Annotated in this window: 19 protein-coding genes and 1 pseudogene; 12 read left to right on the top strand and 8 right to left on the bottom strand. The window is 58.8% G+C overall.

All coding sequences use genetic code 11. The features are described from left to right. Nucleotide 1: 1 nt before the first annotated feature. A complete protein-coding gene (locus GOB90_RS04905) occupies nucleotides 2–400 on the bottom strand; it encodes a hypothetical protein (protein WP_206752467.1) in 399 nt (132 codons plus the stop codon). A gap of 192 nt (nucleotides 401–592) precedes the next feature. Between GOB90_RS04905 and GOB90_RS04910 the strand changes: the two genes are divergently transcribed. Beyond that, nucleotides 593–1,528, top strand: a complete 936-nt coding sequence (locus tag GOB90_RS04910; RefSeq protein WP_146886603.1) for a LysR family transcriptional regulator — start codon at nucleotides 593–595, stop codon at nucleotides 1,526–1,528. A 30-nt stretch (nucleotides 1,529–1,558) separates the two neighbouring features. On the opposite strand, the gene wrbA is transcribed toward GOB90_RS04910, so the two are convergent. From wrbA to lysA, 3 genes are all read right to left on the bottom strand, one after another. Then, the gene (gene wrbA / locus GOB90_RS04915) at nucleotides 1,559–2,158 is read right to left on the bottom strand and encodes an NAD(P)H:quinone oxidoreductase (protein ID WP_146886605.1); all 600 of its coding nucleotides are present in this window, start codon (nucleotides 2,156–2,158) and stop codon (nucleotides 1,559–1,561) included. 151 nt (nucleotides 2,159–2,309) lie between these two features. Continuing rightward, nucleotides 2,310–5,177: a DUF4175 domain-containing protein gene (locus GOB90_RS04920; protein ID WP_242011803.1), complete on the bottom strand. Its 2,868-nt coding sequence runs from the start codon at nucleotides 5,175–5,177 to the stop codon at nucleotides 2,310–2,312. Continuing rightward, the gene (lysA, locus tag GOB90_RS04925; protein ID WP_146886609.1) at nucleotides 5,156–6,499 is read right to left on the bottom strand and encodes a diaminopimelate decarboxylase; all 1,344 of its coding nucleotides are present in this window, start codon (nucleotides 6,497–6,499) and stop codon (nucleotides 5,156–5,158) included. Before lysA ends, GOB90_RS04920 begins: the two co-directional genes overlap by 22 nt. 177 nt (nucleotides 6,500–6,676) lie before the next feature. Between lysA and GOB90_RS04930 the strand changes: the two genes are divergently transcribed. Beyond that, nucleotides 6,677–7,084: a hypothetical protein gene (locus GOB90_RS04930; RefSeq protein ID WP_146886611.1), complete on the top strand. Its 408-nt coding sequence runs from the start codon at nucleotides 6,677–6,679 to the stop codon at nucleotides 7,082–7,084. A gap of 139 nt (nucleotides 7,085–7,223) precedes the next feature. Continuing rightward, nucleotides 7,224–7,331: pseudogene (locus GOB90_RS19635) on the top strand (carbohydrate porin); the annotation flags it as partial. A 155-nt stretch (nucleotides 7,332–7,486) separates the two neighbouring features. Here GOB90_RS19635 and GOB90_RS04935 read toward each other — a convergent pair. After that, a complete protein-coding gene (locus GOB90_RS04935) occupies nucleotides 7,487–8,680 on the bottom strand; it encodes a pyridoxal phosphate-dependent aminotransferase (RefSeq protein ID WP_146886613.1) in 1,194 nt (397 codons plus the stop codon). Nucleotides 8,681–9,088: 408 nt separating this feature from the next. Here GOB90_RS04935 and GOB90_RS04940 point away from each other — a divergent pair, with 408 nt between their 5' ends. The 4 genes from GOB90_RS04940 to recJ all read left to right on the top strand — a co-directional run bounded on the left by GOB90_RS04940 (nucleotide 9,089) and on the right by recJ (nucleotide 14,734). Then, nucleotides 9,089–10,333, top strand: a complete 1,245-nt coding sequence (locus GOB90_RS04940; protein ID WP_146886615.1) for an LL-diaminopimelate aminotransferase — start codon at nucleotides 9,089–9,091, stop codon at nucleotides 10,331–10,333. Then, nucleotides 10,330–11,652 carry a homoserine dehydrogenase gene (locus tag GOB90_RS04945; RefSeq protein ID WP_146886617.1) on the top strand — a complete coding sequence of 441 codons (1,323 nt, stop codon included), beginning with the start codon at nucleotides 10,330–10,332 and terminating at the stop codon, nucleotides 11,650–11,652. The genes GOB90_RS04940 and GOB90_RS04945 overlap by 4 nt, the downstream gene beginning before the upstream one ends. A 160-nt stretch (nucleotides 11,653–11,812) precedes the next feature. Then, nucleotides 11,813–12,811, top strand: coding sequence for a class II fructose-bisphosphatase (gene glpX, locus GOB90_RS04950; RefSeq protein WP_146886619.1), 999 nt, complete (start codon nucleotides 11,813–11,815; stop codon nucleotides 12,809–12,811). Nucleotides 12,812–12,871: 60 nt separating this feature from the next. Then, complete coding sequence (gene recJ, locus GOB90_RS04955) at nucleotides 12,872–14,734, top strand: single-stranded-DNA-specific exonuclease RecJ (protein WP_146886621.1); 1,863 nt, start codon at nucleotides 12,872–12,874, stop codon at nucleotides 14,732–14,734. A 10-nt stretch (nucleotides 14,735–14,744) separates the two neighbouring features. Here recJ and radC read toward each other — a convergent pair whose 3' ends face one another. After that, nucleotides 14,745–15,503, bottom strand: a complete 759-nt coding sequence (gene radC, locus GOB90_RS04960) for a RadC family protein (protein ID WP_261765929.1) — start codon at nucleotides 15,501–15,503, stop codon at nucleotides 14,745–14,747. 309 nt (nucleotides 15,504–15,812) lie between these two features. Here radC and GOB90_RS04965 point away from each other — a divergent pair, with 309 nt between their 5' ends. Next, nucleotides 15,813–16,034, top strand: coding sequence for a hypothetical protein (locus tag GOB90_RS04965; protein WP_146886623.1), 222 nt, complete (start codon nucleotides 15,813–15,815; stop codon nucleotides 16,032–16,034). Nucleotides 16,035–16,275: 241 nt separating this feature from the next. Here the strand turns inward: GOB90_RS04965 and GOB90_RS04970 are convergent, their stop codons facing one another. Continuing rightward, on the bottom strand, nucleotides 16,276–16,662 hold the full coding sequence (locus GOB90_RS04970) for a VOC family protein (RefSeq protein WP_146886626.1): 387 nt from the start codon (nucleotides 16,660–16,662) through the stop codon (nucleotides 16,276–16,278). Between the two features lie 108 nt (nucleotides 16,663–16,770). Here GOB90_RS04970 and GOB90_RS04975 point away from each other — a divergent pair, with 108 nt between their 5' ends. From GOB90_RS04975 to GOB90_RS04990, 4 genes are all read left to right on the top strand, one after another. Continuing rightward, nucleotides 16,771–18,495, top strand: a complete 1,725-nt coding sequence (locus GOB90_RS04975) for a GH32 C-terminal domain-containing protein (protein WP_146886628.1) — start codon at nucleotides 16,771–16,773, stop codon at nucleotides 18,493–18,495. Between the two features lie 90 nt (nucleotides 18,496–18,585). Then, on the top strand, nucleotides 18,586–19,302 hold the full coding sequence (locus GOB90_RS04980; RefSeq protein WP_146886630.1) for an HAD hydrolase-like protein: 717 nt from the start codon (nucleotides 18,586–18,588) through the stop codon (nucleotides 19,300–19,302). Nucleotides 19,303–19,507: 205 nt separating this feature from the next. Then, nucleotides 19,508–20,602 (top strand): branched-chain amino acid aminotransferase, encoded by a 1,095-nt coding sequence (locus tag GOB90_RS04985; RefSeq protein ID WP_146886632.1) that lies wholly within the window; start codon nucleotides 19,508–19,510, stop codon nucleotides 20,600–20,602. 350 nt (nucleotides 20,603–20,952) lie between these two features. Then, the gene (locus GOB90_RS04990) at nucleotides 20,953–24,060 is read left to right on the top strand and encodes an autotransporter outer membrane beta-barrel domain-containing protein (protein WP_173571930.1); all 3,108 of its coding nucleotides are present in this window, start codon (nucleotides 20,953–20,955) and stop codon (nucleotides 24,058–24,060) included. 309 nt (nucleotides 24,061–24,369) lie between these two features. Here the strand turns inward: GOB90_RS04990 and lpdA are convergent, their stop codons facing one another. Continuing rightward, nucleotides 24,370–25,779, bottom strand: a complete 1,410-nt coding sequence (gene lpdA, locus GOB90_RS04995) for a dihydrolipoyl dehydrogenase (protein WP_146886636.1) — start codon at nucleotides 25,777–25,779, stop codon at nucleotides 24,370–24,372. Nucleotide 25,780: the final 1 nt, after the last annotated feature.

Below are 25,780 nucleotides of genomic sequence, written 5' to 3' on the forward strand. Positions count from 1 at the left end.
TTTACGGATCAGACGGGGGTGGCCGGGGGGCGCCATAATCGGAAGGCTGTGTCATCGCCAGTAACTGCTGCACGGCCTGGCTGGCCGCCGCCAGGTTGGAGCCGGACGGGTAGGCTGTTTCCTTCATCACGGCCAGCAGGGCCGCGCGGTCCGCGATCAGAAGTCCTGACAGTTTCTGCGGGGTCATATCGCCGGACATGACGGTGCCCCGTGCCATGCCATGTGCCATCAGATAGGTGTAAATCAGCGTATGCGGGGTTGTCCTCAGGCTGACCTCCGACGAAGTCTGGCAGGCGGATACCGCGCAGAGCACCGCTATGACACCGGCCGGGCGCAGGGTCGCGCGCAGACGCCTGGATCCCCGACGCAGCATGGCGGAAGTCCGGCCGGGCGGGTGCATGATGTTTTTTCCCTGATGCAACAGGTCATCTTTCCGGTTATGGCGGACGAACCGTCAGGAGGTGGGACGAAAGCACATGCGACCGGCAACTCCGAAACAACGCGGATCACATGGTTCCGAACTTATCCTTCCGCACAGTCGCGGGCAAACCCGGCCCGGCGGACACCCGCGGCATCCGGAACTTATGCTGTCATGAGACTTCCCGATTTTGAAGCCTGGGCCATTTTCGCCAGAGTTGCCGAACACGGTTCTTTCGCGAAAGCCGCCGATGACGTGCAGCTCTCCAGGCCCACCGTTTCCAAAGCCATCACCAGACTCGAAACGTCGCTCGGTCTTTCCCTGTTCAATCGCAGTTCCCGCCAGCTTTCCCTGACGGAGATGGGGCGCCAGCTTCTCGCTCACGCCCGTCAGCTCATTGCTGAAGCGGAGATGGCTGAGGCCGAGGCGCGCGAGACGATGCTGATCCCGACGGGACAGGTGAGAATCGCGGCGCCGATGACGTTCGGGATTCATCATCTGTCACCGCTTCTGCCCGGATTTTTCACCCGCTATCCGGATGTTGATGTCGCCATCGACTTCAGCGACTCTCTTGTGGATGTCATTGCTGATGGCTTCGACTTCGCGGTCCGTATTGCGACCCTCGCCGATTCCTCGCTCAGAACCCGCAAGTTGTGCGATGTCAGGCTGCTTCTGGTCGCCAGCCCCGTCTGGATCGACAGGACGGCGCCTTTACGCAGCCCGCAGGATCTCGAATCCCATAAGGGCTTTGTTTATACCGGCACGAGCACGCCCGGGCTGATCCGCCTGGCCTGTCGCACCGGAGAAACCTGCACGCTCACGCAACGCGCGGGCTTTCGCTCCAACAACGCCGAATCTTTTCTGCCTTCGCTTGAAGCGGGGTTTGGCTACGGGTTTTTCCCCGAATTCATGATCTGGGAGGCTCTGCGCGACGGCCGTCTGAAAAGGCTTCTGCCTGAGTGGCACGCCTCTCATGTCGGCATCTGTCTGGTCTCGCCGCCGAACGCCCTGCGTCCGAAACGCGTCCAGGTTCTTATGGACTATCTGTCCGAAACCGTGCCCGCGGCGCCGTGGGTCCGCCGCGAAACGGACGAACCCACATCTCTGTAATCCGCGTCTCCGGAAGGTGCGGAGGTCGGATCAGGAGGCCAGTTTTGTTGCGATCCCGGCGACATGGGTTCCGAGATATTTCGCGCCGTCCAGTTCCGTTACGGTCGGCTGCCGGGAACCGTCGGCCGCCGCGATGGTCGATGCGCCATAGGGGGTGCCGCCCTCGACCTGATCCAGACGTGTCAGTCCGGCGAAGCTGTAAGGCAGTCCGCTGACGATCATGCCGTGGTGGATCAGGTTGGTCATCAGCGAGAACTGTGTCGTTTCCTGTCCGCCATGCTGGCTGGCCGTGGAGGTAAACACGGCTCCCAGCTTGCCGATCAGGGCGCCTTTTGCCCAGAGGCCGCCAGTCTGGTCCCAGAAATTCGCCATTTGTGACGGCAGACGGCCAAATCGTGTCGGCGCTCCCAGGATAATCGCGTCGTATTCGGGCAGTTCGGCCGGCGTTGCGAGCGGAGCTTTCTGATCGAGCTGGAAATGGCTTGCCTTTGCGACTTCCTCCGGCACCAGTTCCGGAACGCGCTTTACGACGGCTTCGGAACCGGCTTCCCGCACGCCGTCGGCCACGGCGTAAGCCAGCTTTTCGACGTGTCCATAGGATGAATAATAAAGAACCAGCACTTTCGGCATCAGGTCACTCCTTTTCAGATCTTCGCCGTACCGGCGCCGGTTGTTCAGCGCGGATATGCGGCGTTGCAAAGATACTGTCCGCCCGGGCGGGGCACAGAGAAAATAACGAAACGCACGGTTTCGGTTTTTTCCGGAAAATTCCGTGCCCCGGTCAGAACGATTTCAGTAGCCGGTCAAGATATTCCAGTTCCTGAGGCGGACGTGTCCTGTCCGAATCACGCCGGCGAAGCTCTTCCTCGATCTCGTGCGCCCGCTCGCGCGACATCGCATCGGGGATATGGCCGCCCTGATTTGTCCCGCTATCATTGCCTTCTCCCGTCGCGCGGCCCAGCGGATCGCGGTCGGCGTTCTGATCGGAACCGGAGCCTTCATCGCTGCCGTCATCGCCGTCGTCGCCGGAGTCACCCGAGCCGCTCTGGTCATTGCCGCTGCCGTGACCGCCGCCGAAGGAGGGCACGAAACTCGTCGCCCCGGAACCGCCGCCCTTGCTCTGCAATGACTGCTTCATCTGCTGGCGGCTCTGCCGCAGATCCTGAAGCGCCTTCTGCTGCGCCGTCACCGCCTGAGAATCGTTGTTCTGCGCCAGCGCATGTCGCGCGTCCTTCATATCGGCCTGGGCTTTTGCGAATGCCGGGGGCGTCTTGCCTGTCAGTTCCTTAAATTCCTGGCTCAGTTCGTCCGTTGCCCGCATCAGCGCGTGCTGGGAGGCGCGGTCGGCCTGCTGCTGTTCCGCCGACGTGGCTTTCGCAGCGTCCGAATTCTCTGCCGGCCGGGGCTGAGAGGAATCCCCTTCCTGCGCGTTCTGGCCCTGATCATTCTGGCCCTGCCCGTTCGGCCTCGGAGCGGGCTGAGCATTCTGTCCGGGCTGAGGTTCGCTGCCCTCTTCACCTGGCGGAGGGACAAGACCCAGCTTCCGCAGAAGATCCTGCGTCGACATGGTTGAAAGGTCCTGGTCTCCGTCTTCATCCGGCGGAGTCATGCGGTCCCGCCGCGTCGCGTCGGCCCGGTGCGTCTTATCGATCCGTGACTGTGCGTGATCGAGCAGCGAGGTCTGCTGCTTTACCAGATCCTGCAAACCCGCCTCCTGCTCCTGCAACTTCTGCTGTGCCTGCATCTGCTGCGCCATCTGCGCCAGATCCTGTGGCGTTGCATTGCGCATCCGCTCGATGGAATCCTCAAGCTGTTGCAGCTTGTCGCTCGCACCCTCGCGCCCTTCGGCGGCATCGTCCTGAAGCTGCTTCATCAGTTGCTGAAATGCCCGGTCTCCGTTCTTCGACAGGCCCGGCAGATCCGGAACCGCTGTTCCGTCCCGCATTGCCTGTTGTGCGAGCGCCTGCATTTTGCGCGAAATCGCCTGTCTCAGCGCCTGCATCCGGCGCTGCAACTCGGCCTGTTCCTGCGGGCCGTGCGCGTTATCCTCGCGCATATGCCGAAGCTGCTGCTCCACGGCTTCCTGCGCGGCCCGCACATCGATCGACGCCAGGGCGCCTTCAGAACCGCCATGCAGCCGGTCTTCGATATCCAGCGCGAGATCCCACAGCCGCCCGACGGCCTCGTCCCGCGCGGCATCGTCGGCGACGTCCTGATCTTCGAGCAGAGAAGCCGTTGCTGTCAGATTCAGAAACATTCCGGTATTTTCGGCGATTGGTCCCGGTGTTTCACCCAGCGCCGCCAGATCTTCCGCCGCCGCGCTCCGCGATTCCGAACCCAGCGCCAGCCTTTTACGCAGGTCCAGCACGGCCCGCGCCACCGGCGACTTAAACTGCTGCGATCCGAGCGTGAACGTCACCGCCTGGCTTCGTCCTTCCTGGTGACTCACGCTGGTCGCCACCAGAACCGCCGAGACCTGCTCTCCGGCCCATGGATCGGACGACAGATCGGGCGTGGCGGTCCCCTTTGCATCGATCGGATGGCCCGAGAGCGGCAACGGGATGCGCAGCACCCGTTTCTTCGCGAGGAAGGACGGGTGCGCGAGCCGCATTTCCACGACAAGTGAGGCAATCCCGTACGCATGATGCGCCTCGAACGGAATCCGCGTCCGGCGGCCGCCTTTTTCGCCGCCGGGGTCTTTGCCCCATTTGACTGACGGCACGGAGTCCGGCGCGACTGTAATATCCCATCGCGCGATTGTTCGCCCGCGTGCCCGGAGCGCGAGAACGCCCGAAGATTCAAGTTTCCCCTCGACGCGCCATGATCGCCTGTCCAGCGCCTTTAATGTCTGGCCTCCGAGATGCCCCGAAAGTTCCGGCGCGCCGTGCAGTCCGGTCACTGTTGCTGTCAGGACGGCGCCCTGGGGCACGGAGCCCGGGGCCGTGGCACCCGGTGACCCGGTCTGGCTCAGGAAAACCGGGGCCGAAGGGGCATAGGCCGGCGGGGTAATCCATGCTTCCACATGCGGCATCGGCACATCCGGATCGTCCCATCCGGGGACGAACCCGGCCTCAATCCGGCCGGGCGCGTGACTGCCCGCCAGCGCCGCCGCAATCACCACGGCCGGCACCAGCAGCAAAGCAGCCCGCCAGGGATCGCCCGATGCGAACCGCAACTGCGGCCATCCTGTCCGCAGCGGCCCGAGCGCCGCGACAAGGCGGCTCTGATAGGCCGACCACAACGCTCCTGATCCGATCCCCGCCGAGCGGTCTGTCAGGCTGGCCAGTGGCCGGTTCCGCAATCCCGACGCCTGCTCGATCCGCTGGTCCGCTGCCGCGCCGGTCGGTGGCTGGTAACCACGCAGTCCCCGCCGCGCGAGGAGGCCTGTCCCCGCCAGGCATGCCAGTTCGACAAGACCGTGCAGCCAGTCCGGCAGTTGCTGCGGCACCCGCAGGAGTGTTGCCAGGACATAAAGCAACAGAACGGAGAGGGCCGGAATGAGCCGGCGGGCGACCTGTTCCGTTACGAGGACTCTGTGTGCTCTCCGCCGGGCGGCTTCCAGCATCGTCACCGTCGGAGGGAGGCCTGGCAGAACCGGGTCCGTGTTTCCGTGCTGCTGTGCGCCGCTCATGCCGTCTGCTTGATCCATTCCGGAACCACTTCGTCCGCCCACAAAGTTTCCACGTTCTGACGTGGCCGGATCACCGACCATCGCTCGCCATCCACCAGAACCTGGGCTGCCAGTGTGCGTGAATTATACGTGGAACTCATCACCGCTCCGTAAGCTCCGGTGTCCAGCACGGCCACTCTCGCCCCGCGTTCCAGCCGGGGGAGCACCCGTGCCGGCGCGAATGTATCTCCCGACTCACAAACCGGGCCGACAACGGCGACTGTTTCCACATCGGCGACGGCATCGCGGGGTGATAAGGGGACAATTCCATGCCAGGCATCATAAAGAGAAGGCCTCAACAGATCGTTCATCGCCGCATCGAGAATGATGAACGGGACGCCGCCTGTCACCACCTTGCGCAGCACGACCGTTGACAGGAGCACACCGGCCGGCGCCGCGATCCAGCGTCCCGGCTCGATCGCCAGGCGTACGTCCAGGCCACCGAGCTCCGCGCGGATGGCACCGGCCCAGGCGTCCGGCGATCCTTCGCCTTCATCACGGTAACAGATTCCCAGTCCGCCGCCGCAATCCAGCGCGCTGACGGGATAACCCGCTGCCCGCGTGGCTTTCACCAGCGTCGCCAGCCGGGCATAGGCCTCGCGGAACGGTTTTGCCGACAGAATCTGGCTTCCGATATGCATCGCGTAGCCGGCGGGGCGGAGGCCTGGCAGTTCCGAGGCACGCCGGTAAAGCGCGAGCGCCTCGTCATACGGCACGCCGAACTTGTTTTCCGCCACGCCGGTCGTGATCTTGGCATGCGTGCCGGCATCGACGTCCGGATTCACGCGGAGCAGCACTGTCATCTCCCGGTTGCACGCGCTGGCGAGCGCCGAGAGAATCTCAAGCTCTTCGGCGCTTTCGACATTCACCTGGGCGATGCCTTCGGCCAAAGCCAGCCGCAGTTCCGCGTCTGTCTTGCCCACGCCGGAAAACACGATGCGGGAGGCTGGAATCCCTGCATTCCGCGCCCTTCGCAGTTCGCCGCCGCTGACTACATCCGCTCCGAACCCGGTTTCGGACAGGATTCTGAGAACCGCCACATGGTCATTCGCCTTCACCGCGAAGTGCGGCGCGACCGAAAGCCCGGCCTGCGTCATGGCGCCGAGCAGACGCTGCGCCCTTACCCTCAGCGTTCCCGCGCTCATCACCCAGCATGGCGTACCGACCTCATCCGCGATGGCGGAGAGCGGCACGCCTTCGAGCATCAGCCCGCACTGCACATCGGATGTGAGCTGGGGATGCGTTGCGAGAAGGTCGCGCACGGTTGGGTCAGGGGTGGTAAAAACTGTCGGTTCGGCCATTCGCGCACGTTACCGGCTCCGCCTCCGCTCTCCAAGGGGCAACGCGGGGCTGCCGGCTGTTACATGGCAGATGGCCACCTGGCTGATCGGGGGACTTCAGAATAAACGTAGCCTTAACCGATTGGGTAAAGATAAAACGCGCGGCATGGGAACACACCCCCTGAACGGAGCCTGTGGATGAGCAAAACCGCCCCCTGCCTGACCGGCTTCTGGAACGGGCAGTTCACCTATCCCCGCATCCTTAATCCGGAGCATTTCACCGCGTCTCTTTTTGAAGCGGACGGGCTGCTGGGGGGCAGCATTACGGAGCGGGCGAGTTCCGGCACGGCCGGGGGGCTTCGCTTTCTCTCATCCGTGCATGGGAAACGGGATGGGTTTGCCGTCCGTTTCACCAAAACTTACGAAAGCGGCAGCCGTCAGCATGCTGTCATCTATACTGGCATGCTGAGTGGGGATGGCGCTGAGATCGAAGGGCGCTGGCATATCCCTGGCTCCTGGTCGGGGAAGTTCCTGATGATCCGCAATTCCGGTGTCAGTGCAGAAAGTGTGACCGAAACCGAGGAGCTCATCCAGGCGCGGTTCTGAAATATCCATGCCACGGACAGGCGGGCGGGACATTTCAGGCAGGTATTCTGTTGCATATCCGACACGGTGAAAACCGGCTGAATAAAACGGTGATTATTATGCGGCCGGCTTTCCGGTTGCCGGAGAGGGTGCGGGCTACCGGACGACATCGTTGCAGGCTGATTTTCAGTATCCTGAACATCCCGGTGCAACCACAACTTTTCACGATGCGGCCATCCTGGGTGGCCAGTTCACAACGAATTTCTAATTCGCTCCCTGAAGGACGGACGTTACGGCAAGGATATTCACGTCGTGTTATGATCTGCTCCGGAGCTTTCCAGGTTTTCCTGTAAGCTCCGGTCAGATTCACGGCATGGCCTGAAAAAAATCATCTCTTCGTGGCGGTTGTGCCGCTTTTTTTCATCAGACAATCACCCGATCCAGCGCGCCGCAGAACCGCTCCATTTCTCCGGCGGAGCCGACGGTGATTCGTGACGCATTCGGCCACACGGGCCAGTTTCGTCCGATATCGATCCCCTGTTCGGCGAAGGCTGCCTTGACGGGGCCTGCCGGTTTCTTCCAGTCCACGATAAACATGTTGGCGTCACTCGGGATATAGGTGATGCCGCGCTGGCGGAGATGCGCGAATGTTGCTTCGCGCGCGGCGATCATTTCATTGCGACGGCGAACGATATTCTGTGCCTGCAAGAGGCTGGATGACCCGACGGCGACCGCTACGATCGACAGTGTTCCGCTTTGATTTTTGCCGTCGTAGCGCATCATTTTCGCATGCAGTTCCGGCTTTGCGAACGAAAAGCCGAGCCTGAGTCCGGCCATGCCGAACAGCTTGGAGAATGTTCGCAGAACGATCACGTCCTGATTCTGCGCCACCAGATAAGCCGCGCTTTTTGCTTCGGAAAAATGCAGATAGGCCTCGTCCACGAGCACAATGGAGCCGGCGGGCTTGTTCGCGACCAGCCAGGCGATATCCGCGACAGGGGTCAGCGTGCCTGTCGGGTTATTCGGCGAGCAGACATAATAGACGCCCGCGTTCGGATCGGCGGCCAGCATCGCTTTCACATCAGTGGCGTAATTGTTTTCTGGCCGCAGCGGGACTTTCGTGCATTTTACATTCAGCCATGCTGCTGTTCGCCAGGATGCCTCGAAGGTCGGGTCGGCTGTCACCAGGCCGCGTCCGGGCGAGCAGAAGGTGACGACCACACGCGAAAGCGGATCGCTTGAGCCGGGCCAGGGCAGAATGTGGCTTTCCGGCAGGGCTTCGACCTTTGATGCGTTGGTAATAAGCTGAGAGCGGAGGTCTCCCGGTTCGTAACGATTGCCCAGTTTTACTGTTGCCGCGCCTGCGACGGCGGCGGAAGGAAATGGCCCTGTCCAGCATTCGTTGGTGCCGATGCGCACCATATTCCGTTTATCCGGGCGGGACATTTCCGGGATATCCGTCGTCGTGGCGGCCCTGCCCGTGCTCATGAATTTCGGCAGTGTCGCTGCGGCGGCAACGGGCATTCCCAGCAGCGCCGCAATACGACCAAACTGGCGACGGGAATAACCGCGGGCAAGAAGCTCCTCGCGGCCTTCTTTAGAAATCATCGACGTCATCCGGCACTCCTGACACGACCGGCTCCGTGCCGGCTCGGATGCCTAACTCTTTACCTGAGCAGAATGACTGTCAATATCCGGTGCGATTTCGCAACGACGGAACGTGTTGCCGGTCTGTTATATGCCGTTCGCTCCGGGATTAAAGACAGAACTCCGGACTGCGTGTCTGAAACGGGAGAGGCACCCCTGTCGTCATCGGTCCCGGTATGCGGCAAACATGTCGTTCCCTGCCATTTGTCCTCTGTGGGATGATCCGTTTTCTTCGGTCCCTGCCCTCCCAATCCGGCACACCTGCCGCCCGCACTGTTCTGAACTCTTCATCTTGCCTGCCAGCCCGCTGCTTCCTATACATTTTTCCCCTGCCATCCCGGCAGCGAAGAGCCTGAAGAGCCTGTAGGACGTCCGGCCATGACCGAAGAGTTCCACCGCATCCGTCGCCTTCCGCCTTATGTTTTTGCGGAGGTCAACAAGGCCAAGGCCGCCGCCCGGGCGCGGGGTGAGGACATCATCGATCTTGGGATGGGCAATCCTGACACGCCCACGCCGCCGCACATCGTCAAAAAACTGGTGGAAACGGTCGCTGATCCCCGCAGTCACCGCTATTCGGTGAGTCGGGGTATTCCCGGTCTCCGCAAGGCGCTGGCCGGTTATTATGAGCGCCGGTTCGATGTGAAGCTCGATCCGGAAACGGAGGTGATCGCCACGCTGGGCTCGAAGGAGGGCCTCGCCAATCTCGCTTCCGCGATCACCAGCCCCGGCGACACGATCCTGGTGCCGAACCCGTCCTACCCGATCCATCAGTTCGGTTTCATCATCGCCGGCGCTTCCGTTCGCTCCATTCCGGCTCATCCGGACGAGAACATGCTGCGTGCTCTGGAGCGTGCCGTGCGGCACTCCGTGCCGAAGCCCACGGCTCTGATCGTCAACTTTCCGTCGAACCCGACCGCCTATCTGGCCGATCTCGATTTCTATAAGGAAATCGTCGCGTTCTGCCGTAAGGAAGAGATCTTCATCCTTTCCGACCTTGCTTATGCCGAGATCTATTTCGGCGATCTCGTGCCGCCGTCGATCCTTGCCGTGCCGGGCGCGAAAGACATTGCCGTCGAGTTTACGTCTCTGTCCAAGACCTATTCGATGGCGGGCTGGCGCATGGGGTTCGCGGCGGGCAACCCGCATCTGATCGCCGCTCTGACCCGGATCAAATCCTATCTCGATTACGGGGCTTTCACGCCGATTCAGGTTGCTGCCGTCGCGGCGCTCAGTGGTCCGCAGGATTGCGTCGCCGAAATCCGGGCGATGTATAAGGAGCGGCGCGATGTACTACTTCGTGGTCTTCAGGGATCGGGCTGGGATATTCCTTCTCCTGAAGGATCGATGTTTGCGTGGGCGCCGATTCCCGAGCCTTTCCGCGATATGGGCAGCGTGGCTTTCTCCAAACTTCTGTTGCAGGAGGCTGGTGTTGCCGTTGCGCCGGGGCTTGGCTTCGGTGAACATGGCGAGGGCTTTGTCCGCATCGGGCTGGTCGAGAACACACAGCGCCTGCGTCAGGCAACACGCGCCATTCGCGGCTTTCTCAACGCACATGGCGTCGGGCCTGCTCAGCCGGCGTCGAAATCCGATAAACAGCCGGTTCTGGAGGACAGCGCATCGTGACATCAGCCCCCGGACACGCCACATCACCCGGACCTCTGCGGCTTGGCGTGGCCGGGCTTGGTACGGTCGGCGCCGGCCTTATCTCACTACTTCGTGACAATGCTGACATCATAACGGCCCGTGCCGGTCGGCCGATTGAGGTCACTGCCGTGGCGGCCCGGGACCGGCATCGTGATCGCGGGATCGATCTCAGCCGTTTTCGCTGGCATGACACGGTTGCCGGTCTGGTCAGTGATCCGGATGTGGATGTTGTTGTGGAGCTTATTGGCGGGGCGGAAGGCACGGCAAGGGAGCTTGTCGAATCCGCGCTGGCCGGTGGAAAGCCGGTTGTGACCGCCAACAAGGCGCTGATCGCCCTGCATGGTGACAGGCTGGCGCGTCTCAGCGAGCAGAACAGGGCGCCGTTGCTGTTCGAGGCGGCTGTTGCGGGTGGTATCCCCGCCATCAAGACCGTGCGTGAAGGGCTGGCGGCAGACCGTCTTCTGTGGATTGGCGGCATTCTGAACGGAACCTGCAACTACATTCTTACGGCGATGCGCGAAACGGGCCGTGATTTTGCGGATGTGCTCGCTGAAGCTCAGGCTCTGGGGTATGCGGAGGCCGATCCTTCCACAGATGTCGATGGCATCGATGCTGCGCATAAGCTGACGATTCTTGCTTCGCTGGCCTTCGGTAATCCGGTTATTTTCGAAAGTGTTCATGTCGAGGGTATTCGCCGTATCGGTGCGCTTGATTTCAGTTTTGCCCGGACGCTTGGCTACCGGATCAAGCTGATCGGTCTTGCGAGGCAGAGCGAAAACGGGGTTGAAGCCCGGGTGGCGCCATGCCTTGTTCCCGAGACCTCGCCTGTTGCTCAGGTTGACGGCGTCTTCAATGCAGTGATCGCGGAAGGGACGTATGTCGGTCGTCTCATGGTTGAGGGGCGTGGCGCCGGGGCGGGTCCGACGGCCAGCGCCGTGGCGGCGGATCTCATCGATCTCGCGCGCGACACGGCTGTTCCCGTATGGGGCACGCGAACGACCGCTCTCACTCCGGTTCACAGTCGTCCGGTATCCGAACGCGAGGGCGCATTTTATATCCGTCTGGCCGTTGAGGACCGTCCGGGGGTCATTGCCGACATTGCGGCCATCCTCCGGGATTGCAACGTGTCACTTAACAGCATGATCCAGCATCCCTCCGCCACACAGAGCGCGCATGTCCCGCTTGTGCTGGTGACCCATCCCACCCCTGAAGCAGGAATGCAGGCAGCCGTTCATAAAATTACTTCTCTTCCTGTCGTTGTTTCCGAACCGGTTCTGATCAGGATCGAAAACATCTGATGGTGCCATAAAAAAGACTGTTTGACCGCCGACGACCCTGACCGGTGCAGTGCCACGTGATACGAAAACACGGGGATGCTGACTGAGTTTTCAGACTGAATCTGCAACGCAGAAATCCGTTGCCGCCCGGAAAAGGCGGCATCATAACCGGAGAAACGCCATGTCGAGCAAAGCCACTCCCAGATCTTTCGTCGTATCGGATCGCAATCTCGCTCTTGAACTCGTTCGCGTTACGGAAGCCGCTGCTCTGGCTTCTTCGCACTGGACGGGCCGTGGTCAGAAGAATGACGCGGACGGGGCCGCTGTTGAAGCGATGCGCACGGCATTCGATACCGTTGCCATCGATGGCACCGTCGTGATCGGCGAAGGCGAGATGGACGAAGCGCCGATGCTTTATATCGGCGAAAAAGTCGGTGCCGGTGGCCCGGCCATGGACATTGCGGTTGATCCGCTTGAGGGCACCAATCTCTGTGCCAAAGACATGCCCAATGCCATTACTGTTGTTGCTCTTGCGGAACACGGTAACTTCCTGCATGCGCCGGACGTTTACATGGACAAGATTATCGTCGGCGCGGGGCTGCCGGACGATGTGACCGATCTGGACGCGCCCATCGGCGAGAATCTCCGCAATCTGGCGAAGGCGCGCGGCAAGGATATTGGCGAGATTGTTCTCTGTGCTCTGGATCGTGAGCGTCATGCCGAGCTGATTGCGAAAACCCGTGAAGCCGGTGCCAGGGTTCGGCTGATTTCAGATGGTGACGTCGCGGCCGGTATTGCCGCCTGTCTTGATACGGCGACCGTTGATATCTATGCCGGGTCCGGTGGCGCGCCGGAGGGTGTGCTGGCGGCGGCGGCTGTTCGCTGTATGAACGGTCAGATGCAGGCGCGTCTGCTGTTTGAAGACAAGACACAGCGTGAGCGCGCATTAAAGATGAATCCGGGCAAGGAGCCTGACAGGAAACTCGGGCTGCATGATCTTGCTGCGGGAGACGTGCTGTTCTCAGCAACGGGCGTTACGACGGGCTTTCTGCTTCAGGGCATCAAGCGGCGCATCAATCATGCTGTCACTCATTCGCTGGTCATGCGTTCCAAGTCCGGGACGCTTCGGTTTGTGGAAGGGCATCATAACTTCAACACAAAAACCTGGATCAGCAGCTAAACCGTGGGAAGCGTGATGCTCCGCGTTTCCGGCTGTCTGGCAGGGTAATCGGTCTGCTTCATGACAACCGGCGTTATTGACACTGACAACGAGGACGGCGCGCTTTCACCCGCTGCGTTCGGGGTGGAATCGAGCCTGTCCGGCGGCCGGTGGCAGTGGCGTCCGAGAGCGGACAGTCCCGTGACGGCCAGGCTGGGTTCGGCGATTGCCCAGCGGTATGATCTCCCTGAGATTGTCGGTCGGGTCATGGTGCTGCGTGGTATTCAGCCTGAGAATGCCGAAACATTTCTCGATCCGACTTTACGCGCGTTAATGCCGGACCCGTTCTGCCTGAAGGACATGGACATTGCGGCGAAACGTCTTGCTGAAGCGATAAGAAATCAGGAAACGGTTGCTGTTTTCGGCGATTATGATGTGGACGGGGCGTGTTCGACTGCGTTGCTCGCTACGCTGATGCGGGATCAGGGCTGTCCGGTTCTCACTTATATTCCGGACAGAATGACGGAGGGTTATGGCCCCAATGCTCCGGCGTTGCTTTCGCTCGCCGATCAGGGTGCCACACTTGTGGTCTGTCTCGATTGTGGCACGGCCGCGGGGGATATTCTGGATTGTCTGAAGGGCCGCGCGGACGTTGTTGTTATCGATCACCACAAATCGGAAGGTCAGATTCCGGACATTGTTGCGACCGTTAATCCGAACAGGTCTGACTGCGGGTCACAGCTCAACACTCTTTGCGCCGCAGCACTGACATTTTTTGCGGCGGTTGCCACTGTTCGCGAACTTCGCAGAACGGGGTGGTTTTCGGAGCAGCGACCGGCTCCGGATCTGCTCCGGCAACTGGATATTGTGGCGCTGGCGACTGTCTGCGACGTGATGCCGCTTACGGGTTTAAACAGAGCTTTTGTCCGTCAGGGTATTCGTGCGATGGCGGGGCAGGCGCGGCTGGGTCTGCGCCATCTTTCGGAGGTTGCCGGGCTTAAGTCCGCGCCTTCTGCTTTTACCTGTGGTTATACGCTCGGGCCGCGCATTAATGCGGGCGGCCGGATTGCTGAATCCGATCTGGGAGTACGGCTTCTCACAACGCAGGACGCTGAAGAAGCGCAGATTCTGTCGCAACGTCTTGATGCGATCAATCGCCGGCGGCAGGAAGTCGAAGCGGATATTCTGGAGCCTGCGATAGAGCAGGCGCAGCTTCAGAACGATCAGGGTAATGCGGTTCTGGTGCTGGCCGATGCGAAATGGCATGCCGGTGTGGTCGGGATTGTTGCCAGTCGGATCAAAGAACGGTTCAATCGTCCTGTTCTTGTCTGCGCGGAGCAGGATGATGGTCAGCTGAAGGGATCGGGGCGTTCTGTTCCCGGGCTGGATCTGGGGGCTGCTGTTATCGCGGCGAGAGAGCACGGGTTACTGACTAATGGCGGCGGTCATATGATGGCCGCCGGATTTAGTCTGTCGAAACTCAATCTGCCGGCTTTTCACGCTTTTCTGAACCAGAGGCTGGCGAATGCGCTTTGCCGGCCTGACCGGACAATATACGAAATTGACGCGCCGCTTTCGCCTCGCGGGATTTCCGTGGAAACCGCGAAGGCGATGGATGTTCTGGCCCCTTTTGGTCAGGGGAATGAAGAGCCGCTGATTTCGGTTTCTGACGTACAGGTTCTGCGGCTGGACCGGATTGGTTCAGATGGCACGACGATCCGTCTTATTCTGGCCGGAGACGGAAACCGTAGTATTAAAGCGCTTATGTTTCGTGTTACCGATGACTCACTTCTGGCGGTGTTTGAAGATCGCACAAGGCCATTTCTCACTGTTATTGGTCATCTTCGGCACGAAGTCTGGCAGGGACGTGAAGGTGTGACATTCTTTATTCGGGATGTGGCAGTGTGTCGTCAGTCGGGCAGGACGACGGCGGAAGCGATCTGACCGGGTTAAGTTAAAGCAGCCCTTTTTCCGCGAAACTCAGCCATCGGCCGTTTCCCACGATGATATGGTCCCGGACGACCAGTCCCAGGATTGCGGCCGCCGCGCTGACCTGTCGTGTCATAGCCAGATCGTCCGGAGACGGTGTCGGGTCGCCGCTTGGGTGGTTATGTACCAGAATGATCGATGTGGCGCCGAGTTCGAGCGCTCTCCGCACGACTTCTCGTGGGTAGACGGGCGTGTGGTTGACCGTTCCGCGGGCCTGGGCCTCGTCCGCGATGAGTGTATCGTCTGACCGCAGGAATAAGATCCGGAACTGTTCGATGACTTCCCGTGCCAGTACTGCTGACAGGTACTGATAAAGGCGTGGCCGGTCTGACAGAATTTCGATGCTCTGCAATGAGGCGCGGTGGAGCCGCAATGCGGCATCCTGCATGATCCGGATTGCGGAAAGCAGATGCGGGCCGACGCCGGCGATGGCTCGTAATGACTGATTTGTTGCCGTGAGAACGCCGGAAAGAGACCCGAAATGAAGCAGTAAACTCTGGCTGAGCTGCCCCGGATCTTCGTGTTTTGGCATAGCGAGCCGGATCAGGGCGGTTACTATGTCGAGATCACTGGTAATACTGTAATCATCTGAAAGTATGTCAGATTTTTTGATCGCGATGGCTGAATGACCGGAATTCGGTTCCGTTTTACGGGAATAGCCAGAAGCCGCTATCTGGGCGTAAAGCAGATTTGAAGGCAATCCGCTGTCGGATAATCCTTTCACGTCTTCGCCCAACCTCCGCCTCCATCTGCACGCAGTGTGCTGACGGAAAAATAACTGCGGTTATTGAGTTATGTAAGTAAGTTCCTGTATTTATGTTTTAGATTATTCCAAATAATATTACTTTTTATATGTTTTTTCGAATATTATTGTTCTATATAAATATTTATTATTTTCTATAATACAAAAAATATTCTAATTATCTAAAGTAATTGTATTATATCATCTATATTATGTGAATATTACCTTAAATTCTCGTTCTGATTCCTGGGCAGAGTGATGTAATCTCTCAGACCTGTCTGGAAATTCGATGTGATTCAAGCTTTGAATGTGGACGCCGGAGCAACGGAGCCGGATGCCCGAAGGGCGAAATGCTACCTGTCCGGCAGGACGTGCAGGCAATGGGAGCAGGCCGGGTCGCTGATGTCGCAGTCAGGGGCGCGGCGGACCACGGAAGATCGGGTCCATGAGGTGATTAACATGGACAGCACGAAAAGCCTGGGGACTATTCTCGCGGAAGGGGCATGGGGATAAATTTCTGCCGGACGACCTCCAGGCGGTGGCTCCTGGCCGTGATTACGAATGTCGCATGGACATGCCACAGGCAAACCGATCCGTGTCTGATTTTATCAGAAGTTATACGATTACGGATCACCTTCGGGAGAAGAGCTCGTTTAACTCAGAACATGAAGTACGTGTTTATATATCTCATGTGAATATTTGAATTCGAAATATAATTATGGCGGGAGACCTGTATTCTCCCGCCTGGTTAATATCAGCCGGCCGGCACAGGGCAAATCGCACAGAGTTTATTGCCATCCGGGTCACGCAGATAGGCGAGATAGAGATCGCCCATTGCTGTCTTACGAATTCCAGGCGGGTTTTCGATCGCCTCGCCACCGTTGGCGACGCCTGCGCGGTGCCAGGCCTCGACATGCTCCGGGCTGTCGACGGAGAAGCCGATTGTTCCGCCATTTGCCGCGGTTGCGGGCTGTCCGTTGATGGGTTTGCCTATCATGAGCTGCTGCTGATGATGTGCATAGACCAGCCGGCCTTTTTCGTTAATTTCGGACGGAGGGATGCTTATTGCTTCAAAGACAGCATCATAAAACTTTTTCGACCGCTCAATGTCATTACTGCCGAGCACGATATGGCTGAACATTAGATTCTCCGTTGTAAACGAGCGGAGCCTGCCATCCGGAACCGAGTTCGACTACCTCAAAAAATGACCCGTCTGGCATCTCGTCTCCGCGCCCCTTACAGTCTGCTTATGACTGATGAGCCCAGGCCCAACCCATCCCGCCGTCGTGTGCTGTCTTCCGTTGCCACAATTGGCGCTGCGGCCTGCCTTTCCGGGCCCGCACGGGGGGATGATATGCCTGTTCCACCGAATGTGCCGGCGAAGCCCGCCGTGCCGCAGGCGCCGGATCATGACCGGACGACTGAGCCCAATGCCTCCCATCCCTCCCCTGCTGACCAGCCCGGCGTGATTTCGCGTCCGGTGGTGAAAACTCAGAGCGATACGCTTTACCGGCCGACCGTTCATTTCTCTCCCGTCACCGGATTTATGAACGATCCTAACGGGCTGGTATTCGATGGAATGCAGTATCATCTGTATTACCAGTATGATCCTTTCGCGCCGTATGCCGGGCGTGTTCACTGGGGCCATGCGACCAGTTCTGATCTGTTAAACTGGCAGGACCAGCCGATTGCCATTGCCGAAACGAAAGATGGAGAAGCCTATACGGGCTGTGCCGTTATTGATGAAAAGAACGCCACGGGGCTTTTCGGGACCGGTGAGAGCCGGATCGTGGCGATCTATACCCGTGCCTCGCCCGAGAAGCAGAGTCAGTTTCTTGCGATCAGCGACGATCATGGCAGGACATTTACTGATTACGTACATAATCCTGTGCTTGATATTGGCAGCAACTCCTTTCGCGATCCGCAGGTTCAGTTTCATAAACCCACGAACCAGTGGGTGATGGTGGTCGCTAAATCGCGGCTGCATCAGATTGCATTTTTTGCCTCTGTTGATCTGATTCACTGGGTACATCTGAGTGATTTCGGACCGTCCGGTTTATTTGGGGTCGACTACGAATGTCCGAATCTTATTGAGATCCCTGTTGAAGGTGGTGGTTCGCGGTGGGTTCTGTTTGTTTCTGTCAATCCGGGCGGCCCGACGGGCGGAAGTATTACTCAGTATTTTGTGGGAAAGTTCGATGGCTCGTGGTTTATTCCGGATGATACGGTTATCGGTCTGACCGATTTTGCAAAAGATGCTTATGCGCTACAGGTTTATAATAATATGCCGCATGGGGAGGCGGTCTCCGTCGCCTGGCTGGGAAACTGGCAGTATTGTCAGGAACTGCCGACGCAGAGCTGGCGCGGCGTGATGACTGTTCCGCGCACGATGACGCTCCGGCGGGATTTTGCCGGGTGGCTTCGTCTGGCGCAGCAGCCGCGGGGAATTGAGACGCTGCGGGAGGTGGCTATTCCTTTTACTGTCCACCGGCTTGAAGCGGGGGCGAGTGTGCAGATCGTCATTCCGGTCGGGACAGCGCTTGATCTGTCCATGAACGTGACCGTTGATGAACGGGCGCCTGATCTTCCACCGGGGGATAAGGGACGGACGGGGCGATTTGTCATCGTGCTCGGCAATGAGGATGGAGAGACGCTGAGCATCGGGTTCGACGCATTTTCGGGGCAGATGTGGCTGGATCGAAATAACCTTCGCGGGTTTGCGCAGCCGTTTTTTACCGGTGAGTTTTCCACGGTGCTGAACCCGGATGATCGCCACTTTGACATCCGCATGATTTTTGATGCCTCGACGCTGGAGATTTTTGCCAACGGAGGGCTTTCTGTCGGGACGGCTCTGGTTTTCCCGGCGGCGCCGCTCGATTTTCTGCGGCTTGAGACAAGCGGCGCCGGGGCGACTGTGGAGAGCCTGTCTCTCTGTCCGCTGCGGAAAGTCACGAACCGCGAAACGGCATTGTGAGGGACGGATCCGACGGAAAACGGGGACGAATCGCCAGGCCGCGCAATCAGGAGCAGGCCTGGCTTATTACTGAGAGGACTGAGTATATTTATGACTGGTATTGAAGACGCGCTTCGCGGATCGGCTGTTCTGTTCGATCTTGACGGGACCATTGTGGATTCACGGGCCGGGATTATCGACAGTCTCCACAGCACGCTCAGGGATCTTGGTCATACACCTGATCCGTCGCATGATCTGAACTGGGTTGTGGGGCCGCCGCTTCGTGATCTGATCGGTGAAATCCTGTTGCATTATAATGACACACGCTGCGACGAGGCGATGGAGTTTTATCGTCGGAACTATGAAAAGAACGGGATGAAGCGGACGCCTGTATTCGCCGGGATGCGTGAGGTGATCCGGGCTGCTGGCGATGCCGGAGCGCGGTTATTTATTGCGACGTCAAAACCGGCGACGCTGGCGCGTGCCATTCTGAAACAGAATGATCTTCTCTCGCATTTCAGCGAAGTGTATGGCGCGCGGCCCGATGACAGCGGGGCTGAGAAGCCGGAGCTGGTTGGCGCTGTTTTGCGGGACCATGAAATTGACAGTCACCGTGCGGTGATGATCGGGGATCGCCGGTTTGATATTTCCGGTGCTCACGCCAACAATGTTCGCGCTCTTGGCGTTCGCTGGGGGTATAGCGGCGCGGGTGAGCTTGAAGAGGCGGGTCCGGAGGTGATTGTCGCGGAGCCGGCTGATCTTCCTGCCCTGATTGCCGGGCAGCTTGCGGCGGCAAAGCGGCACATTCATACGACAACGACAATCTGAGGCAGCGGCCGGGGGTATTCCGTCAGGCGTGTTGTGCGGCTGTTAACGGCGTGACGCGAGGCTCGTTCATCTTCGGGGATGACGGGACCGGGCTGGATTGCGTGTGTCCGGATTGCTCATTGCCTCGTTTTCCGGTCAAGTGTTGCCCCCGAGTAATTACCCCCGGTCATGTGGGGATCAGACAGGTATCCAGGAGAGACAGGCCGTGAGCAGCGCCGACGATTTGACGTTCACCCACCTTCCGCATCCTCATCCGACTTCGCCGGAGAAGCGGGCGGCGATGATGGCCGATCCTGCCTTTGGCCGCGTTGCGACGGATCATATGGTGATGATTCGCTATAAAGAGGGCAAAGGCTGGTATGACGCGCAGGTTATGCCGCGCGGGCCTCTGACGCTCGATCCTTCGGCGGCAGTTCTGCATTATGCTCAGGAAATTTTTGAGGGCATGAAGGCGTTCCGGACGAACGAGGACGGGATTGCGATTTTCCGTCCGGAGGCGAATGCGCGGCGGTTTCAGAAATCGGCGGAGCGGATGGCGATGCCGGTTCTGCCGGAAAAGCTGTTCATTGAGGCGGTCGACCAGTTTGTGAAAGCGGATGCGGACTGGGTGCCGGAAGGCGAGAGTTCAAGCCTCTACATCCGTCCGTTCATGTTTGCGAATGATGCGTTTCTGGGCGTGAAACCAGCGTCCGAGTATATTTTTCTGGTGATTGGCGCGCCGGTCGGGGCTTATTTCAGCAACGGTGCTGTAACGGTCTGGGTTTCGGAGACGTATACGCGCGCGGCGCCGGGTGGAACGGGTGCGGCGAAGTGTGGCGGCAACTATGCGGGTAGTCTGCTGGCTCAGGCCGAGGCGAAGGAGCATGGCTGCGATCAGGTGGTGTTCCTGGATGCCGTGAAGCATCGTTTCGTTGAAGAAATGGGCGGAATGAATGTGTTTTTTGTGTTTGAGGACGGGTCGATTGCAACCCCTCCCCTGACCGGCACCATTCTGCCGGGGATCACGCGGGATTCCGTGCTGACGATTGCGCGTGAGCAGGGTCTGACGGTGCGTGAAGAGCCTTATGCGATTGATCAGTGGCTGGAGGATGCGAAATCGGGTCGTCTGACGGAGGCTTTTGCCTGCGGGACGGCGGCGGCTATCTCACCGATCGGCGCGGTGAAGACAAGTGCGGGTGAGGTGAAGATCGGCAGCGGAACGGGTGCGGGACAGGTGACGGGGGCGTTGCGGACGGCGTTGCTGGGCACGCAGCGCGGACGGGTTGCGGACACGCATGGCTGGGTGCATCGGGTGGTCTGATCTGGCTTTTTGCCGGGATTGTTCCGGGGCTCTGCGTCACACATGATGTGATGCGGGGCCTTTTCGCTTTCTGGCGGACCGGATGTCTGTCTGTGGTTTCGGGATTGCGATCCTGACCGGGATGAAGCGGATTTTCTAAATAAAATGGGATGTCTGTGAAGGGACAGGCATAAAGCGGGACGGTTTTAAACCGGATCTGCTGCGCTGTGTGCCGTTACTGATTGATAAATTTATCTGTTGCAGAACTGCTTGTTGAGACTTTTTTTACTTATTGCGCGGCATAGAGGTCCACAGACATATCCCGGGCGCAAAAAATCATTATGAAAAATCTTTTGATTTGTACAACCTTTTTGACAATCGTTATTTTTCCTGTTGAAAGATCGGCTGCTGCGTCGCTGACGATCAGTGATTCGTCGTCTTCGCCTGTGTCTTTGTCGGGAAACGATACGCTTACTGTTGACAGTGCCGGAGCACTGGCAACCGGGGACGAGAAAGCTGTCACGCTTTCAGACCCGTCGGCTATCAGTATTACGACGGCGGCAGGCAGCACGATTTCCGGTGATGATGATGGGATTCATGCCAGTTCGACGACGGATGGCAGCGGAACGATCAGCATCGTTAATGACGGGACGATCCATAGTACTGGCGGTCAGAGCATTGATCTGGATGATGTGTCGGCTTCCGGCGTGACTACGACCATTACAAATGGTGCCACGGGTCAGCTGATTTCAGATAATGCGGATGGCATCCGGCCTGGAAACAATGCCACTGTTATTAACAATGGTCTTATTTCGGCCAGCGGAGCAACCGGAGAAAGTCATGACGGGATTGATTTTCAGCAGTATTCGGGAACGGTAATCAATAAGAGTGGTGGTGTGATTACGGGAGAGCGTCACGGAATTACGTCCTCAACCAACGTGGATGTCACGAATGAAGCGGGCGGGACGATTATCGGACGGAACGGGTCCGGTGTCGGGTCTGACGGGACGGGCACGGTCGTCAACTATGGCACGATTATTGGCTCTTATGACGGGTCCGGGCCTGGGGATGGTGACGGGGTTGATATTGACGGAGATTTCTCAGTCACCAATTACGGCACGATTTCGGCGCAGGGGGCTGCGGGGTATGACAAAACAGGCCAGCTGAACGTTTCGGAAGGTGTGGCGCTGACCGGAAGCGGCACACTGACTAATGAGGCAAGCGGAGTTATTACGTCCACACAGGTAGGTGTGACGCTGTGCTGTAATGCGGGAACGCAGTCCTTTATCAATTATGGAAGTGTTTACGGGGCGGATGTCGGGTTTCGTTCGACACAGAGCACGGTGACGCTGACGAATTACGGGCAGATTTCAAGTGACCGTTTCGGGATCGATAATATTGCGAACTCCGGGCTCGCGTCTGTTCTGCTGATCGACAATTATGGCAGTATTTCCGGGGCGGCGGATGCGTTGTTTCTGGAAAACGGGACGACGACTGTGCTGACCGTTCATCCGGGCTCTGAGATCAATGGAGCGATCAGTCTTACAGGCTCGCTGACTGTGGACGCGGACACGGCTTACACGCTGTCCGGGGCTCTGAGCGGGACAGGCGATTTTACCAAGACCGGTAACGGCACTCTTGTTCTTGCCGGGGATGCTTCCGGATATAGCGGGGCGGTAACCGTCAGTGCGGGCGCGCTTGAGAGCACGGCGTCCGGTTTTGGAAGTGGTGCCATTACAGATAATGCTTCTCTTGTACTTGCTCAGAAACAGGATGGAACGCTGACGAATACTGTCAGTGGCACCGGATCGCTGCTGAAGACGGGGAGTGGCGATCTCACTCTGACGGCTGAGAATACGTATAGCGGTGACACGACTGTTGAGGCCGGGACACTGACTGTTTCCGGTTCTGTTGCTCAGTCCGCAGTTTCTGTTGAAAACGGCGCCACGCTGACAGGGACCGGCACAACAGGCGCGACGAGCGTTCAGGCGGGAGGGACGCTGAATACGGCGGTCAGCGGCGTCGGCACGCAGTTTCATGTAAATGGAAATCTGGGTTTGCAGTCCGGGTCAGATTATGTCGCGGCGGTCGGGACCAGCGGGAATGCCAGTCAGACCGTAGTGAGTGGCGCGCTGAATATTGGTCAGAGCACGCTTATAGCAGATTCAGCCGCAGGGGCTGTTCTTACAAAGGACAGCCAGTATACGCTGATTACTGCTGCGGGCGGGATTTCAGGGGCATTTTCATCGTTTCAGAGCAATCTCATCAATCCTTATTATTTCCTGTCACCGACGCTGGCTTACAGTACGGACAGTGTTTCTCTGCTGATGGCGCGTAACAGCCGCAGCTATGCTTCTGCGGCTGTTACGCGAAACGAGTATGGGGTGGGCAGTGCGCTCGATACGATGAGCGGGAGTTCGGTGATCAACGCTATTGAGGGGCTGGATGAGAGGGGGGCGCGGCACGCATATAATGCGCTGTCGGGTGAGATCCATGCTTCCGCGCGGACAAATCTGATCCAGGATGCTTTCTATATTCGTAATGCGGCTCTGGACCGGTTGCAGACGGCTGATTGCGTAAGCGGGGTCAGTTACAGCACTGTCAAAACTTCGGATCTGGCCGGGCATAGTACGGCGGGGTGCGATAATCGGGGGGCGGCGCTCTGGGGAACGGCTTACGGGGCATGGGGACGGAATGGTGGAGGAGGGAATGCCGGGGCCACGCATCATGCGACCGGCGGGTTTATTATCGGGGCCGACACCATGGCTTTCGAGACCTGGCGTATCGGCGGACTTGTCAGTTATGGACACACGTCTTTTGATACGGGCGCGGTGAATTCATCCGGACATAGCGACGACGTGAGCGTTGGCGGTTATGCCGGCACACACTGGGGGCATATTCATTTCAAACTCGGTGCTTTTTATAGCTGGGACATGCTGTCTGCGGTGAGGACGGCGGCTATCGCGGGCTATCGTGACCGCCTGAGCAGCAGTTATCCGGGCGGTACGGCGCAGAGTTTCGGGGATCTCTCCTACAGGTTTCATGTCGGAAAAACGGCTGAGGTCGAACCTTTTGCGAATGTGGCCTATGTAAATGTCCATACGAACCATTACCGCGAGAATGGTGGTGCGGCGGCACTTGAGGGGCGCGCTATGGATACGGGGACGACGTATTCTACTTTCGGCGTGCGGGGCGGAGCGTCTTTCAGGCTGGGTGGAATCACCCTGACTCCGAATGCCAGCCTTGGGTATCGTCATACTTACGGGCTGGTGACACCGACGACTCATGAGGCGTTTCGTAGCGGAAGCAGCGATTTTGAAGCAGCCGGAGCTTTGCTTGCCCGGGATGCGGCGGTGCTGAATGCGGGCATGTCGACCAGACTGACGGACCGGGTGGATGTCGGACTGTCTTATATCGGGCAGTATGGCAGGAACTACACGGACAGCGGACTTCGCGGGAAGGTGACGCTGAAGTTCTGAGCGGCGCAAACTGTGTTTTCCCCTGCCCTTGCGGCAGGGCGGGATCAGAGGGGATTTTTCAGATATAATCTGAGCGCCGGGTTTTTGGGCGGGTTTCTTCGAAAGAGAGTATTCTCTTCATGAAGAGAACATGGACTGCTGCGTTTTTTCATCGGGGGCGCTGAAAGAAGGCTGCATTGATCTGTGGGCTTCACAATGTCCCACTGACAGGACGGTCGTACGAAAAGATGGCGTTGCGAGAACAGGAAAGGCTCAACGTATCGGTACCGCGATACGTTGAGGGATATTTCCTTACCGGATCAGTCTGTTTCAGAAATGCAGGGCGCCGTCATACGCAGCGAGAACGGCTTCGTGCATGGATTCCGAGATTGTCGGATGCGGGAAGATGGTTTCTTTCAGTTCGGCTTCCGTGAGTTCGCCGGTTCTGGCGATGACGTAGCCCTGGATCATTTCCGTGACTTCGGCGCCGATCATATGGGCGCCCAGAAGTTCGCCGGTTTTCGCGTCGAAGACGGTTTTTACCAGGCCTTCGGGTTCGCCCATGGCGATGGCCTTGCCGTTGCCGATTAAGGGGAAACGACCGACGCGGATCTGGTAGCCTGCGGCTTTCGCTTTCGCTTCGGTAAAGCCGACGGACGCGATCTGCGGGCGGCAGTAGGTGCAGCCGGGGATTTTTGTGATGTCGATCGGATGGACCGGGAGGCCGGCGATGGCTTCCACGCACATGACGGCTTCGTGGCTGGCTTTATGAGCGAGCCAGGGCGCGCCGGCGACATCACCGATGGCATAAATACCGGGTTCACCGGTTTTACACAGGTGATCGGTTTTGATGTGCGTGCGATCGGCCTCGATCTTTGTATTTTCCAGACCGAGTTTTTCGACATTGCCGACGATGCCTACGGCGGAGATAACGCGATCGAACGTCAGCTTTTCCGTGCCTCTGGCTGTGGTGATCTCGACGGTCACATCGTCTTTGCCTTTTGAAAGCGGACCGGGCTTTGCGCTGGTGAGGATTTTCATCCCCTGCTTTTCGAAGGCGGTATGGGCCAGCTTGCTGATTTCTTCGTCCTCGACCGGGAGGATGCGGTCGGCGACTTCGACGAGAGTCACCTCCGATCCCATATTCCGGTAGAACGAGGCGAATTCGGTTCCGATGGCGCCGGAGCCGATGACGAGGAGGCGGCGGGGCAGAATGTCGGGGACGAGAGCCTCGCGGTAGGACCAGATGAATTTACCGTCCGGCTCAAAACCGGGAAGCACACGGGCGCGGGCGCCGGTGGCGAGGATGACGTGCGCGGCTTTCAGCTCAGTCGTGCTGCCGTCGTTCAGTGCGACGGTGATTTTTCGTTTTTTACCGTCCGTGCCGTTGAGTTTTCCGAATCCATTAAAGACAGGGATTCTGGCTTTTTTGAGCAGGTGGCCAATGCCACCGGAAAGCTGCTTTGAGACGGCGCGTGAACGTGCAACGACTTTTTCAAAATCGAAGCGGGGATTGTCCACGGTGAAGCCGAACTGTCCGAGATCGTGCAGGAGGTGGTTGATCTCGGAGGCGCGCAGCAGCGCCTTTGTGGGGATGCAGCCCCAGTTCAGGCAGATACCGCCGAGGTGATTTCCCTCGACGACGGCGACGGAAAGTTTGAGCTGGGCTGCGCGCAGGGCCGCGACGTAACCGCCCGGGCCGCCGCCGATGACAACCAGATCGAAGTCGGTTGTGCTCATA

The sequence above is a fragment of the Acetobacter oeni genome, from assembly GCF_011516825.1.
Taxonomy (GTDB): Bacteria; Pseudomonadota; Alphaproteobacteria; order Acetobacterales; family Acetobacteraceae; genus Acetobacter; species Acetobacter oeni.